Consider the following 13690-nt stretch of genomic DNA (forward strand, 5'->3'; position numbering starts at 1 on the left):
TCAGCGCCGGGCGGCGAGGGCGGCGAGGGCGGCGAGGGCGAGGAGGGCGGCGGCGGCGAGGACCACCGCCGGGCCCGCCGGCAGGTCCCAGCGGAAGGCGGCGGCGAGGCCGGCGGCGACGGCGGCGAGCCCCGCGCCGGCGGCGAGCAGCGCCATCTGCTCCGGCGTGCGCGCGTGCAGCGCCGCGGCCGCCGCCGGCATCACCAGCATGGCCGTGACCAGCAGCACCCCCACCGCCTGCATCCCCACCGCCACCGCCAGCGCCACGAGCACGGCGTAGGCGGTCTGGGCGGCGCCCACGCGCATGCCCTCGGCGCGGGCGAGCTCCTCGGAGACGGTGGCGGCGACGAGCGGCCGCCACAGCAGCACCAGGGCCCCGTTGACCGCCAGCGCCGTCGCCCCGATCCAGGCGAGGCCCGCGTCGTCCACCGCCAGGAGGTCGCCGAAGAGATAGCCCAGCAGGTCCAGCCGCAGCCCCTCGAGGGCGCCGATGAGGACGATGCCGGCGGCGAGCGCCGTGTGGGCGAGGATCCCGAGCAGGGTGTCGTCGGCGAGACGTCCGCGCCGGCGCAGGGTGCCGAGGAGCAGCGCCGCGGCGACGAGCACCGCGGCGGCGCCGGCCTGCGGCGCGATCCCGAGGGCGATGCCGGCGGCGACCCCGGGCAGCGCGGTGTGGGCGAGGGCGTCGCCGAAGTAGGCCATGCGCCGCCAGACCACGAAGCAGCCCAGCGGCGCCGTGGCGAGCACGACCCCGGCGCCGGCGGCGAGCGCCCGTGCCAGCAGCTCATCCATGCTCGCAGCGGTCGTGGTGGTGGCTGTAGAGGGCGAGCGCGGCGCTGCCGAAGAGGCGCCCGAAGGCGGGGTCGCGGCTCACCGCCTCGGGGCGGCCCTGGCAGCAGACGTGGCGGTCGAGGCAGAGCACCCGGTCGGTGCCCGCCATCACCAGGTGGAGGTCGTGGGAGACCATCAGCACGGCGCAGCCGGTGCGGTCGCGGGTGCGGCGGATGACCTCGAACAGGGTCTCCTGCCCGGCGAGGTCGATCCCCTGGCTCGGCTCGTCGAGCACCAACAGCTCGGGCCGGCGCGCCAGCACCCGCGCCAGGCCCACCCGCTGCAGCTCCCCGCCCGAGAGCCGGTGCAGGGGCCGGTCCCAGAGGTGGGCCGCCCCCACCTCCGCCAGCGCCGCCCGGGCCGCATCCGCCGGCACCTCGCCGGTGAGCGCGAGGAAGCGCCGCACCGGCAGCGGCAGGCGCGGGTCGAGGGCGAGCCGCTGCGGCTGGTAGCCGACGCGCAGCCCCGGGCGGCGCCAGACGCTGCCGGCGGTCGGCGGCTCGAGGCCGAGGGCGACGCGGACCAGGGTGGTCTTGCCGGCGCCGTTGGGGCCGATGAGGGTGACGATCTCGCCGCGGGCAAGGCGCAGCGACACCGCCTCGAGGCGCGGCCGCCCGCCCGCGCCCGCTACCGAGACCTCGCGCAGCTCCAGCAGCGTCCCGGGGTCAGCCGCCATGGGTGCCGGCGCAGCCGTCGCAGAGCGCCACCACCTCCACCGCGCGGGGCGGGGCGGAGAAGCCGTGGCGGGCCGCGCTCGCCGCCGCGGCGGCGGCGAGCGCCCGGTCCTCGATCTCCTCGGTGCGCCCGCAGGCGGCGCAGACGAGGAAGCCGCCGGCGTGGGGTCCGCCGCGCGGGCAGCCGAGCCAGGCGTTGCGGCTCGCGATGCGGTGGACGAGGCCCAGCCCCTGCAGGAACTCGAGGGCGCGGTAGACCGTCGGGGGCGCGGCGCGGCGCCCCTCGGCGCGCAGGCCGTCGAGGATCTCGTAGGCGCCCACCGGGCGGTGGCCGCGCCAGACGAGCTCGAGCACGCGGCGGCGAAGCGGCGTCAGGCGCGCGCCGCTGCGGCGGCAGGCCGCTTCGGCGCGGGTCACCGCCTCCTCGATGCAGCGTCCGTGATCGGTGCAGCCGTTCCCCACGGCGAGCGCCCTCGGTTCCCTCGCCCCCGCCCCGGAACCCGCGGTGGGCCCTGATGCAGCAATGTTATAACATAACGTGCCATGCTGCGCCCGGGCCTCGCCGTGCTGCTCCTGCTCCTCGCCGCTGCGGCGGGTGCGGCGCCGCGCGTCGTGGCGACGGTGCCGCCGGCGGCGGCGGTCGCGGCCGCAGTCACCGACGGCGCGGCGTCCCTGCGGCTGCTCCTGCCCGGGGGGCAGTCGCCCCACGGTGCGGCGCTGCGGCCCTCGGCCGCGCGCGCCCTCGCCGAGGCCGACCTCGTGGTCTGGGTGGGGCCGACCCTGGAGTCGGGGCTTGCCCGCGCCGTCGCCGCGCTGCCGGCGCAGCGGGTCCTGACCTGGACGGCGCTCGCGGGGGTGCGGCTTCGCGGCGGCGAGGCCGGCCCCCAGGGGGTGGACCCGCACCTGTGGCTGGATCCGGCCAACGCGGCGGTGCTGGCGCAGGCGCTGGCGGAGCGGCTCGCGGCGCTGGATCCGGCCGCGGCGGAGCGCTACCGCGCCCGGGCCGCGCGCTTCGCCGCGGATCTCGCGGCCTTGGAGGGGGCGATGGCGCGGCGGCTCGCGCCCCTGCGGGGGCGGGGGCTGGTGGTCTACCATGACGCCCTGGGCTACCTCACCGCCCGCTTCGGACTGCGGGTGGTGGCGACGGTGGCACCCGATCCGGAGCGGCTTCCGGGGGCGCGGCACGTGGGCGAGCTGCGGGCGCGCATCGCCCGCGGCGAGGTGGCGTGCGTGGTGCGCGAGCCCCAGTTCCCCCCGCGGCTGCTGGCGCGGCTGGTGGCGGGGACGCGGGTGCCGGTGGTGGCGGTGGACGTCGTCGGGGCGGGGCTGCGGCCCGGCCCCGAGGCGTACCGGCGGCTCCTCGAGGGGGTGGTGGCAGGGCTCGAGGGATGCCTCGGCGGCTGATGCGGCGGGCGGCGCTGCTGATGGCGCTGGCGGTCCTCGCGGCCGGCTGCCAGCGGCAGCCGCCGCCGCTCGTGCGCGAGCGCCTGGTGGTCTTCGGCACCTACGTCGACTTCACCATCGCCGGGGTCGAGGAGGCGCGCGCGCGGGAGGCCATCGCCCGCATCGGGCAGGACTTCCAGCGCTTCGACCGCGAGTGGCACCCGTGGCGGCCGGGCGCGCTGGTGGCGCTCAACCGGGCGCTGGCCGAGGGCCGGCGCGCCTGCCCGCCGCGGGAGCTCGCCGAGCTGGTGCGCCTGAGCCAGCGGGCCTACGCCGCGAGCGGCGGGCTGTTCAACCCGGCCATCGGCCGGCTGATCGAGCTCTGGGGCTTCCACAGCGACGAGCCGCTCACGGGCAGGCCGCCGCCCCCGGCCGAGCGCATCCGCGCCCTGGTGGCGGCCGACCCGGGCATGGACGACGTCACGGTGGACGCCGCCGGCTGCGTCAGCAGCCGCAACCCGGCGGTGTCGCTGGACTTCGGGGGCATCGCCAAGGGCTACGCCGTCGATCTGGCGGTGGCCCGCCTGCGCGAGCTGGGCATCGCCGACGCCATCGTCAACGCCGGCGGGGACCTGCGCGCCATCGGCTCGCGCAACGGCGCGCCGTGGCGCATCGGCATCCGCCACCCCCAGGGGCGGGGCGTGCTCGCCGCGCTGGAGGTGAGCGGGGACGAGAGCGTCTACACCTCCGGCAACTACGAGCGCTTCAACGTCCACGAGGGCGTGCGCTACGCCCACATCCTCGATCCGCGCACCGGGTGGCCGGTGCAGGGCGTCACCTCGGCCACGGTGCTGCACCACGACGGCGCCTGGGCCGATGCGGCCGCCACCGCGCTGGTGGTGGCGGGGGTGGCGCGCTGGCACGAGGTCGCCGCGGCCATGGGCGCCTCCGGGGCCCTGCTCGTGGACGAGGCCGGGGTGCTCTACATGGACCCGGTGATGCGCGCCCGGCTGCGTATCGAGACCTCGCCCCCGCCGCGGGTCGTTCTCGCGCCGCCGCTCGGCGGCGGTTGAGGGCGCCCCGGCTGGCGCAGGCCCGCGCCGTCCGCTAGACTATGCTGCACTGCACCATCCGGACGGAGACACCCCCATGGAAGCACGGAAGGAGAACCGCGCCATCGCCGCCTGCGGCGCCGCGCCGCAGCCCGACCCCTACGGCATCGCCCGTTCCCTGACGCGGGCGCAGCAGGCGTGGCTGGAGCACCCGCAGGCCCTGTGGGGCGAGCTGCTGCGGCTGCAGGGGGGGATGGCGGCGGTGGCGGCCCAGGTCGGGGCACGCTGGTTCGGCCTGCCGATGCCCGACGTCGAGGTCCCGGTGGCCGAGGACGAGCGCTTCCAGGACCCGGTCTGGAGCGCCCACCCCGGGTGGGACGCGCTCAAGGAGCAGTATCTCCTCCTGAGCCGCTGGCTGGTGGACCTCGCTTACGGCGCGCCCGGCCTCGACGAGCAAGAGCGGCGCCGCGCCGGGTTCTGGACGCGGCAGTATGTGGATGCGCTCGCGCCCACCAACTTCCTCTGGGGCAATCCGGTGGCGCTGCTGCGCGCCCTCCAGACCGGCGGGGCGAGCCTCGCCGACGGGCTGCGGCACTTCATCGAGGAGGCCCCGGAGGGCCTGCCGCGCATGGTGGACATGTCCCGCTTCCGGGTGGGCGGGAACCTCGCCACAACCCCGGGGGCGGTGGTGATGCGCAACGAGCTGGTGGAGCTGATCCAGTACGCGCCGTCCACCGAGCGGGTGCGCGCGATCCCGGTGGTGATCGTCGCGCCGTGGATCAACAAGTACTACATCCTCGACCTCAACGAGCGAAAGAGCCTGGTGCGCTGGCTCACCGGGCAGGGCTTCACGGTCTTCGTCACGAGCTGGCGCAACCCCGGTCCGGAGATGCGCGACACCACCTTCGAGGACTACGTCCTCAAGGGCGTGGGGGCCTGCGTGGAGGCCGCGCGCGAGATCTGCGGGGTGCCGCAGGTGCACCTGACCGGCTACTGCATCGGCGGCACCGCGGTGGCGGCCTACATGGCCTGGATGAACCGGGAGGCCAAGCCCAAGTCGCGCCTGCCGGTGGCGCACTGGAGCCTGTTCACGACCCTGGTGGACTTCTCCGACCCCGGCGACATCGGCGCCTTCATCGACGAGGCCGCGGTGGAGGAGATCGAGCGCCGGATGGCCGGGCGCGGCTATCTCGACGGCGCCGAGATGGCGACCTCGTTCCGCATGCTGCGGCCCAACAGCCTCATCTGGCACTACTGGGTCCACAACTACCTGCTGGGCGAGGAGCCGCCCGCCTTCGACGTCCTCTACTGGAACATGGACTCGACGCGCATGCCCGAGGCCATGCACCGCTTCTACCTGCGCGAGCTCTATCTGCACAACCGCCTCGCCCAGTCCGACGCCCTCGTGCTCGGCGGACGCAAGATCGACCTCGGGCGCATCGCCCAGCCCCTCTACGCCGTCGGCACCGAGCAGGACCACATCGTCCCGTGGCGGCAGAGCTTCCGCATCTGCGGCCTGGTCAAGGGCCCGGTGCGCTACGCCCTCAGCACCTCCGGCCACGTCCTCGGCGTGGTCAACCCGCCGGTGCAGCCGCCGAAGCGGGCCTACTGGGCGGGGGAGGCCGCGGGTGCGGCCGACGCCGAGGCCTGGCGCGAGCGCCAGCCCAAGGTCGCGGGGACGTGGTGGGAGGACTGGGCGGCCTGGCTCGGGGAGCGCTGCGGCGACGAGGTCCCCGCGCGCGCCCCCGGCAGCGAGGCCTTCCCCGCCCTCGCGCCCGCGCCCGGCACCTACGTCCTCGAGCGCTGATCGGGGGCTCGCCGCCCCCGGGCGGCGAGGAGGTGGAGGCTGAAGCGCCGCTGCGGGTCCGTCCACAGGGCGACGGGGGCGAGCCCCGCCTCGCCGGCGAGGGCGAGGACGGCGTCGGGGTCGTACTTGTAGGCGTGCTCGATGCGGAGGGGCTCGCCGGGGTCGAATGTGAAGCGGTCGCGGCCGGCGCCACCTCCGCCCCCAGTTCCCGGCGCATGCGCGCCAGCAGGTTGCGGCTGAAGCGGGCGGTGACGCCGGCGGGGTCGTCGTAGGCGGCCTCGAGCACGGCGGCATCCTTGGGCAGGTCGACGCCCACGAGGACGTGCCCGCCGGCGGCGAGGGCGGCGCTGCGGGCGAGCACCGCCCGCGCCTCGCCGGGCTCGAAGTTGCCGATGCTCGAGCCGGGGTAGAAGACCACCCGGGGCAGGCCAGCGGGGGCGTGGTCGAGGGCGAGGGGGGCGGTGTAGTCGGCGCAGGTGGGCAGGATCTCGAGCCCGGGGTGGTCCCGGGCGAGGGCCTCGGCGGCCGCGTGCAGGTGGTCGCGGGAGATGTCGATGGGCAGGTAGGCGGCCGGGCGGAGGTGGGCGAGCAGGGTGCGGATCTTGCGCTCCGAGCCGCTGCCGAGCTCCACCACCAGCGCCCCCGCCGGCAGCAGGCGGGCGAGTTCCGGACCCGCCGCGCGCAGGATCGCCAGCTCGGTGCGGGTCGGGTAGTACTCGGGCAGCTCGGTGATGGCCTCGAACAGGCGCGAGCCCTCGCCATCGTAGAGGAAGACCGGCGGGATCGCGCGCGGGCGGCGGGCGAGGCCGGCGAGCACCGCCTCGCGGAAGCGCGCAGGCGGCGGGGCGAGGTCGGTCAGGCGCACGCTCATGGGTCGGCGGCGAGGCGCATCCCGGTCATCTGCCAGCGGTCGTGGCCGTAGAAGAAGTTGCGGTAGGTGGCGCGGACGTGGGTGCGCGAGGTCAGGCACGAGCCGCCCCGGCAGACCATCTGGTTGGCCATGAACTTGGCGTTGTACTCGCCGAGCGAGCCGGCGAGCGGGCGGAAGCCGGGGTAGGGGCGGTAGGGGCTCGCCGTCCACTCCCAGACCTGGCCCCAGATCCCGCGCACGCCCGCCCCCTCCGCCACCGGCACCGGATGGAGGTGGTCGTCCTCGACGAAGTTGCCCTCCGGCGCGGTCTCCCGCGCCACCACCTCCCACTCCGCCTCGGTGGGCAGCCGCGCCCCCGCCCAGCGGGCGTAGGCGTCGGCCTCGTAGAAGCTCAGGTGGGCCACCGGCTCGTCGGCGGCGAGGGGGCGCACGCCGCCGAGGGTGTAGACCTCCCACCCCTCCGGGCCGCGGTGCCAGTGCAGCGGATGGCGCCAGCCCTCGTCGCGCACCCGCACCCAGGCGTCGGCAAGCCACCAGCGCGGGTCGCGGTAGCCGCCGTCCTCCACGAAGGCGAGGTACTCGCCGCAGGTGACCGGCCGCGAGGCGATGCGGAAGGGCGCGAGCCAGACCCGGTGGCGCGGGGTCTCGTTGTCGTAGGCGAAGCCCGCGCCGCCGTGGCCGATCTCCACCAGTCCCCCGGGGTGGTCGATCCAGTCCATGGACGCAGGCGCCACCGCCGGCGGCGGCGCGAGGTCGTCGCGGTAGGCCGGGCGCAGGGGGTGGATGCCGAGGTTGTGCTTGATGTCGGTGAGGAGCAGCTCCTGGTGCTGCTGCTCGTGGTGGAGGCCGAGCACGGTGCGGAAGGCGATCTCGGGCCAGGCGGCGGCGGGGGCCTGCGCGAGCAGCGCGGTCATGGCCGCGTCCACGTGGGCCCGGTAGCGCAGGATCTCCGCCACCGTGGGGCGCGAGAGCAGGCCGCGGCGCGGGCGCGGCCAGAAGCTGCCCACGGTCTCGTAGTAGCTGTTGAAGAGCTGCGCGTAGGCGGGGCGGAAGGGGCGATGGTCCGGGGCCAGGGGGGCGAGGACGAAGGTCTCGAAGAACCAGGTGACGTGGGCGAGGTGCCACTTGGGCGGGCTGACCTCCGGGATGCTCTGCACCACGTGGTCCTCGATCTCCAGCGGGCGGCAGATCCGCTCGCTGAAGCCGCGCACGGCGCGGTAGGCCGCGATCAGCGTCCCGCGCGCCTCGCCCGCGGGCGGGGCGGCGAGCGCCGTCGTCCAGTCGCCTTCCCTGCTCACGCCGGAAGCTCCGCCCCCTTTCCCATGCGCAACCATAGCAGAGCCGGCGGCGTCCGGAGGCCGGGCTGTGCTAGGCTGGCGCGGCGCGATCGCGGCCGGAACCGGAGAAGGGGGGGACATGGCGAGAAGGGCCCTGTGGCGCAACCTGTTCCGACGCCCGCCGCCGTGGCCCGAGCGGGTGGCGGCGCTGTGGGCGGCCACCCCGCTGTTCGAGGGCGTGCCGGCGGCGGCGCTGCGGCGGCTCGCCGCCACCACGCACCGCCGCGTCTACGCCCCCGGCGAGGTCCTCTTCCGCGCCGCCGAACCCGCGGCCGGGGCGCTGCTCGTGGTCAGCGGCCGGGTGGAGATCCGCGACGGCGCAGACGCCGTGGCGGAGCTCGCCGCGGGGGACTTCGCGGGCGAGACGGGGCTCGTCCTGGAGGCGCCGCGGGGGGTGGATGCGGTGGCCCTGGAGCGGGTGGAGGCGGCCTTCCTGCTGCGCCTCGAGGTGGAGGCGTGGATGGGGCGCGAGCCACGCGCGGGGGCGCGGCTCGCCCTCAACCTGGCCTCGGTGCTGGCGCGGCGGCTGCTGGAGGAGCCGGCGGCGTGACCCTGTGGCGGCTGCCGGCCCTGCGCGCCGGGGCGCTCTTCGTGGCGGTGACGGCGGCGGGTGCGGCGCTCGCCTGGCTGCTTGCGCCGCTGCTGCCGGCCCTGGTGCTGGCGCTGCTGCTGCGCACGGCGCTGGAGCCGCTGGTGACCGCGCTCGAGCGCGGCGGGCTGGGGCGGGGGGTGGCGGTGCTCGCGGCCCTTGCGGTGCTGGTGGGCGGGGCCGCATTGGCGCTGGCGGTGGCGGTCCCGTCCCTGGCGGCGCAGCTCGGCGAGCTGCAGGCGCGCCTGCCGGCGATCTGGGCCGGCCTCGGCCGCGCGGCGGCGGCGCTGCAGGACTGGCTCGAGGCGACGCTGGGGCTGTCGGTCGACCTGCGCTCGATGCTGCCGCCGCTGGTGGGGGAGCTGCAGCGGCTCGGGGCGGCGGCGCTGCGCGCGGTGGGCGGGGCCCTCGCCGAGGCCGCGGGGCTGGTGCTGCTGGTGCCGGTGCTGGCCTTCTTCCTGCTGCGCGACTTCCGGGCCCTGCGTGACCGCCTCATGGGGCTGCTGCCCAACCGGGCCTTCGAGGCCGGTTGGCGCATCTACGGCCGCGTCGCCCGCCGCCTCGAGGCCTACGTGCGCGGGGTGATGCTGCAGTCGCTGGTGATGGCCTGCATCACCGGGGTCGGCTTCGCCCTCGTGGGGCTCGATCTCGCGGTGCTGCTGGGGGCGCTCGCGGGGCTGCTCAACGTGATCCCCTACGTGGGGCCGCTGCTGGCCATGGCGGGGCCGGTGCTGGTGGCGCTGGCGGCGCCGCAGCCCGAGCTCTGGCAGGTGGCGGCCGCCGCCGGGACGGTGCTCCTTGCGCAGATCGTGGACAACGTCCTGGTGGTGCCGCTGGTGATCGCCCAGGCCGCGGCCCTGCATCCGCTGACGGTGATCGTGGCGGTGGTGGTGGCGGGGGGGCAGTTCGGCTTCTTCGGCATGATCGCGGCGGTGCCGCTGCTCTTCACCCTCAAGATCGTCTACCGCGGGCTGCGCGAGGGGGTCTGATCGGAGCGCAGCACGGGCTCGGGCCAGGGGCTGCCGCGGCAGGCCGCCCCTTGGGCGCGCCAGCCGCGCACGATCCCGCTCTCGTCGACGAAGAGGGTGATCTCGCAGGTGATGACGTAGGGCTCGGGGGGCAGGCCGGGTCCCGGGATCACCGTGATCCAGCGGACGTCGCCCTCGTCGCCCCCGACGAAGATGTGGGTCGGGGCCTCGAGGCCCGGCTGCACGCCGGTCTCGACCCGGCGCCACGTCAGCGCCCGCCGGCCCTGCGGCAGGGCGTGCTCGAGGTAGCCGTAGCCGAGCCGCTCGACGGCCTCGCCGGCCGGGCGGCCGACGAGCCCGTCGAGGGCGCGGCGGAAGCTCCCGGTCCCGGCGCAGCCGGCGACGAGCAGGGCGAGGGACAGGATGCCGATGGCACGCATGGCGCCTCCGCGGGGGTGCGGCCCGGACCGCCGGCGGTATAATAGGCGTTCGGCGTCGCACGGGCGAAAGTGGCGGAACTGGTAGACGCGCCGGCCTTAGAAGCCGGTGGGGTGACCCCCCGTGAGAGTTCGAGTCTCTCCTTTCGCACCAGGCAGGGGCGGGCGGTGAGACGGCCGCCACCGGCGGGGCGCCGCGAGGCATCGAGGCGGTGGCCGCTCCCACGGGGGCGGCCTTGTTGTTGTCACCACCGGGCCGGGCCCGGGGGCGGGGAGTGAGCGGAACGATGCGAGTCACGGTCGAGGTCACCGAGGGGCTGGGGCGCCGGATGAAGGTGGAGGTGCCCGCGGAGACCATTGAGCAGGAGGTGGAGAGCCGGCTGCGTTCGCTCGCCGGGCGTGTCAAGGTCCCGGGCTTCCGCCCCGGCAAGGTGCCCTTCCGGGTGGTGCAGCGCCAGTTCGGCGAGGAGGTGCGCCGGGAGGTGATCGGCGACGTCATGGCGCGCACCTATCAAGAAGCCCTGATCAAGGAGTCCCTGCGTCCGGCGGGCGGCCCCACCATCGAGCCCGGCGAGCTGGAGGCGGGCAAGCCCTTCCAGTACACGGCAACCTTCGAGGTCTATCCGGAGATCGAGCTCGCCGACCCGGCGGCGCTCGAGATCGAGCGCCCGACCGCGGAGGTCACCGACGCCGACATCGACGCCATGATCGAGCGGCTGCGCCGCCAGCGCACCCGCTGGGAGGCGGTGGCGCGGGAGGCGCGCGAGGGCGACCGGGTCACCATCGACTTCCACGGCACCTGCGAGGGCGAGGAGTTCGGCGGCAACCGGGCCGAGGAGGTGCCGGTGGTGATCGGCGCCGGCAGCCTCATCCCGGGCTTCGAGGAGCAGCTCGTGGGCGCGAAGGCGGGCGAGGAGCGCGTCGTGGAGGTCACCTTCCCGGAGGACTACCGCGACAGGAAGCTCGCCGGCAGGCCGGCGCGCTTCGAGGTGCGGGTGCGCAGCGTCGAGGAGCCGGTGCTGCCCGAGGTGGATGCGGAGTTCATCCGGGCCTACGGGATCGAGGACGGCGACATGGAGCGCTTCCGCCGGGAGCTGCGCGCCAACATGGAGCGGGAGCTCGCCGACACCCTGCGCGCCATGACCAAGCGGGCGGTGGTGGAGGCGCTCCTCGCCGCCAATCCGGTGGAGCTTCCCCAGGCGCTCGTCAAGGAGGAGATCGACGCCCTGCGCAAGCAGCTCGGCCCCGGGGCCGAGCAGGCCCCGGACGCGCTCTTCGAGGCCGAGGCGCGGCGGCGGGTGGCCGCCGGGCTGCTGCTCGGCGAGGCCATGAAGAAGGCCGGCATCGAGCTCGACGAGGCGCGTGTGCGGGCCGAGATCGAGCGCCGCGCGGCGGCCTACGAGGACCCCGAGGAGGTGGTCCGCTGGTACCATGCCAACCCGCAGGCGCGGGCGGCGGTGGAGCACCTGGTGCTGGAGGAGCAGATCATCGACTGGCTCCTGGAGCAGGCCAAGGTCACCGAGCGCGCGCACAGCTTCGACGAGATCATGAACCCGCGGCAGGCCGAGGCCGCGTGAGCAAGGAGCGAGTCCCCATGGCCGAGCAGCAGCGGATCCCCGAGCGCGCCCTCAATCTCATCCCCATGGTGGTGGAGCAGACCGCGCGCGGGGAGCGGGCCTACGACATCTACTCCCGTCTCCTCAAGGAGCGGGTGGTCTTCCTCGTGGGGCCGGTGGACGACCACACCGCCAACCTCGTGGTGGCCCAGCTGCTCTTCCTCGAGGCGGAGAACCCGGACAAGGACATCCACCTCTACATCAACTCGCCCGGGGGGATCGTGACCGCCGGGCTGGCCATCTACGACACCATGCAGTTCATCAAGCCCGACGTCAGCACCATGTGCATCGGGCAGGCGGCGAGCATGGGGGCGCTGATCCTCGCCGGCGGCGCGGCCGGCAAGCGCTACTCGCTGCCCCACTCCCGCATCATGATCCACCAGCCCCTGGGCGGGGTGCAGGGCCAGGCGGCGGACATCGAGATCCATGCCCGCGAGATGCTCCAGGTGCGCGACCGGCTCAACCGCATCCTTGCCCACCATACCGGGCAGCCCCTGGAGAAGATCCAGCAGGACACCGACCGGGACAACTTCATGACCGCCGCGGAGGCGGTGGCGTACGGCCTCATCGACCGCGTCCTCGAGCGGCGCCAGGGGGCCGGCCAGGAGGCCTGAGCGGCCGCCGCCCCGCACGGCGGCGCCGGCGCGGAACCTGGACCCCCTCCGGGGCGTCCGAAGGGCATGGCGGCGGTGCTTGCCCTTCTCCCCTGGAGCCCGCTCGGTGCGGATGCGGCGGCACGGCCTGACGGAGGTCAAGGGGGCCGGGTTCAGGGGTTGAAGTCCGCGGCCGATCATTGCAATGATGGCGGCGACGATCCACGCCGTAAGGCCTGAGGTGGCGCCATGAGCGACGACAAGCGGGGCAGGGGCGACGACGGCAAGCTGCTCTACTGCTCGTTCTGCGGCAAGAGCCAGCACGAGGTCCGCAAGCTCATCGCGGGCCCCTCCGTCTACGTCTGTGATGAGTGCGTCGAGCTCTGCAACGACATCATCCGCGAGGAGATGCAGGACCGCACCGCCGCGGCGGGGAGCAAGGGGCTGCCGAAGCCCCAGGAGATCAAGCAGATCCTCGACGAGTACGTGATCGGCCAGGACCGGGCCAAGAAGATCCTGGCGGTGGCGGTCTACAACCACTACAAGCGGCTCGAGCACGCCCGCGCCAAGGACGAGGTGGAGCTCGCCAAGAGCAACATCCTGCTCATCGGCCCCACCGGCTCGGGCAAGACGCTGCTCGCCGAGACCCTGGCCCGCCTGCTCAACGTCCCCTTCGCCATCGCCGATGCGACCACGCTGACCGAGGCCGGCTACGTCGGCGAGGACGTCGAGTCCATCATCCAGAAGCTGCTGCAGAAGTGCGACTACGACGTCGAGAAGGCCCAGACCGGCATCGTCTACATCGACGAGATCGACAAGATCTCGCGCAAGTCCGACAACCCCTCCATCACCCGCGACGTCTCGGGCGAGGGGGTGCAGCAGGCCCTGCTCAAGCTCATCGAGGGCACCGTCGCCTCGGTCCCGCCCCAGGGCGGGCGCAAGCACCCGCAGCAGGAGTTCCTGCAGGTGGACACCCGCAACATCCTGTTCATCTGCGGCGGCGCCTTCGACGGCCTCGACAAGATCATCCGCCAGCGCTCGGAGCGCGGCGGCATCGGCTTCGCCGCCGAGGTCAAGAGCAAGGCCGAGCGGGCCAACCTGGGCGAGATCCTGATCAACGTCGAGCCGGAGGATCTCATCCGCTACGGCCTCATCCCCGAGTTCGTGGGGCGGCTGCCGGTGGTGGCGACCCTGGAGGAGCTCGACGAGGCGGCCCTGGTGCGGATCCTGGTCGAGCCCCGCAACGCCCTGGTCAAGCAGTACCGGCGGCTGTTCGAGATGGAGGGGGTCGAGCTCGAGTTCCGCGACGACGCCCTGCGCGCCGTCGCCCGCCGGGCCATGGAGCGCAAGACCGGCGCCCGGGGCCTGCGCACCATCCTCGAGAGCGTGCTCCTCGACACCATGTACGAGCTGCCCTCCCTCGAGGGGGTGGCGCGGGTGGTGATCGACGAGGCGGTCATCCAGGGCGAGTCCAAGCCCTATCTGATCTACGAGGGCGGCGAGCAGCAGCGGGCGGCCTCGGACTGAGGCCG

Annotated in this window: 13 protein-coding genes, 1 tRNA gene and 1 pseudogene; 9 read left to right on the top strand and 6 right to left on the bottom strand. The window is 74.9% G+C overall.

Annotated elements, in window-relative coordinates:
- The 3 genes from EDC57_RS05775 to EDC57_RS05785 are packed head-to-tail and all read right to left on the bottom strand — an operon-like array spanning position 1 to position 1967.
- The gene (locus EDC57_RS05775; RefSeq protein WP_123400968.1) at positions 1–792 is read right to left on the bottom strand and encodes a metal ABC transporter permease; all 792 of its coding nucleotides are present in this window, start codon (positions 790–792) and stop codon (positions 1–3) included.
- The gene (locus EDC57_RS05780; RefSeq protein ID WP_123400969.1) at positions 785–1507 is read right to left on the bottom strand and encodes an ATP-binding cassette domain-containing protein; all 723 of its coding nucleotides are present in this window, start codon (positions 1505–1507) and stop codon (positions 785–787) included. The genes EDC57_RS05775 and EDC57_RS05780 overlap by 8 nt, the downstream gene beginning before the upstream one ends.
- On the bottom strand, positions 1497–1967 hold the full coding sequence (locus tag EDC57_RS05785; protein WP_123400970.1) for a Fur family transcriptional regulator: 471 nt from the start codon (positions 1965–1967) through the stop codon (positions 1497–1499). The genes EDC57_RS05780 and EDC57_RS05785 overlap by 11 nt, the downstream gene beginning before the upstream one ends.
- A gap of 81 nt (positions 1968–2048) precedes the next feature.
- Between EDC57_RS05785 and EDC57_RS05790 the strand changes: the two genes are divergently transcribed.
- The 3 genes from EDC57_RS05790 to EDC57_RS05800 all read left to right on the top strand — a co-directional run bounded on the left by EDC57_RS05790 (position 2049) and on the right by EDC57_RS05800 (position 5747).
- Complete coding sequence (locus tag EDC57_RS05790; protein ID WP_123400971.1) at positions 2049–2909, top strand: metal ABC transporter solute-binding protein, Zn/Mn family; 861 nt, start codon at positions 2049–2051, stop codon at positions 2907–2909.
- Positions 2894–3961 (top strand): FAD:protein FMN transferase, encoded by a 1068-nt coding sequence (locus EDC57_RS05795; RefSeq protein ID WP_245995163.1) that lies wholly within the window; start codon positions 2894–2896, stop codon positions 3959–3961. The genes EDC57_RS05790 and EDC57_RS05795 overlap by 16 nt, the downstream gene beginning before the upstream one ends.
- A gap of 76 nt (positions 3962–4037) precedes the next feature.
- The gene (locus tag EDC57_RS05800; RefSeq protein ID WP_123400972.1) at positions 4038–5747 is read left to right on the top strand and encodes a PHA/PHB synthase family protein; all 1710 of its coding nucleotides are present in this window, start codon (positions 4038–4040) and stop codon (positions 5745–5747) included.
- Here the strand turns inward: EDC57_RS05800 and EDC57_RS05805 are convergent.
- Together EDC57_RS05805 and egtB are read right to left on the bottom strand one after the other, a co-directional pair.
- Positions 5729–6618 (bottom strand): annotated as a pseudogene (locus EDC57_RS05805) (L-histidine N(alpha)-methyltransferase). The gene EDC57_RS05800 and the pseudogene EDC57_RS05805 sit on opposite strands and share 19 nt — an antisense overlap.
- On the bottom strand, positions 6615–7916 hold the full coding sequence (gene egtB / locus EDC57_RS05810) for an ergothioneine biosynthesis protein EgtB (protein WP_245995164.1): 1302 nt from the start codon (positions 7914–7916) through the stop codon (positions 6615–6617). Before egtB ends, EDC57_RS05805 begins: the two are co-directional and overlap by 4 nt.
- Before the next feature lie 118 nt (positions 7917–8034).
- Between egtB and EDC57_RS05815 the strand changes: the two genes are divergently transcribed.
- Positions 8035–8505, top strand: a complete 471-nt coding sequence (locus EDC57_RS05815) for a cyclic nucleotide-binding domain-containing protein (RefSeq protein WP_123400974.1) — start codon at positions 8035–8037, stop codon at positions 8503–8505.
- Positions 8502–9533, top strand: a complete 1032-nt coding sequence (locus tag EDC57_RS05820) for an AI-2E family transporter (RefSeq protein WP_170165058.1) — start codon at positions 8502–8504, stop codon at positions 9531–9533. Before EDC57_RS05815 ends, EDC57_RS05820 begins: the two co-directional genes overlap by 4 nt.
- Here EDC57_RS05820 and EDC57_RS05825 read toward each other — a convergent pair.
- Positions 9506–9952, bottom strand: coding sequence for a hypothetical protein (locus tag EDC57_RS05825; RefSeq protein WP_123400976.1), 447 nt, complete (start codon positions 9950–9952; stop codon positions 9506–9508). The genes EDC57_RS05820 and EDC57_RS05825 overlap by 28 nt on opposite strands.
- 63 nt (positions 9953–10015) lie before the next feature.
- Between EDC57_RS05825 and EDC57_RS05830 the strand changes: the two genes are divergently transcribed.
- The 4 genes from EDC57_RS05830 to clpX all read left to right on the top strand — a co-directional run bounded on the left by EDC57_RS05830 (position 10016) and on the right by clpX (position 13685).
- Positions 10016–10103: transfer RNA gene (locus EDC57_RS05830), tRNA-Leu, on the top strand.
- Positions 10104–10236: 133 nt separating this feature from the next.
- Entirely contained in the window at positions 10237–11526 is a 1290-nt protein-coding gene (tig, locus tag EDC57_RS05835; RefSeq protein ID WP_123400977.1) for a trigger factor, read from the top strand.
- Between the two features lie 17 nt (positions 11527–11543).
- Positions 11544–12179, top strand: coding sequence for an ATP-dependent Clp endopeptidase proteolytic subunit ClpP (clpP, locus tag EDC57_RS05840; RefSeq protein WP_123400978.1), 636 nt, complete (start codon positions 11544–11546; stop codon positions 12177–12179).
- A 228-nt stretch (positions 12180–12407) separates the two neighbouring features.
- Positions 12408–13685: an ATP-dependent Clp protease ATP-binding subunit ClpX gene (gene clpX / locus EDC57_RS05845; RefSeq protein ID WP_123400979.1), complete on the top strand. Its 1278-nt coding sequence runs from the start codon at positions 12408–12410 to the stop codon at positions 13683–13685.
- Positions 13686–13690: the final 5 nt, after the last annotated feature.

Origin of the sequence: Inmirania thermothiophila (assembly GCF_003751635.1) — a bacterium.
GTDB lineage: Bacteria > Pseudomonadota > Gammaproteobacteria > DSM-100275 > DSM-100275 > Inmirania > Inmirania thermothiophila.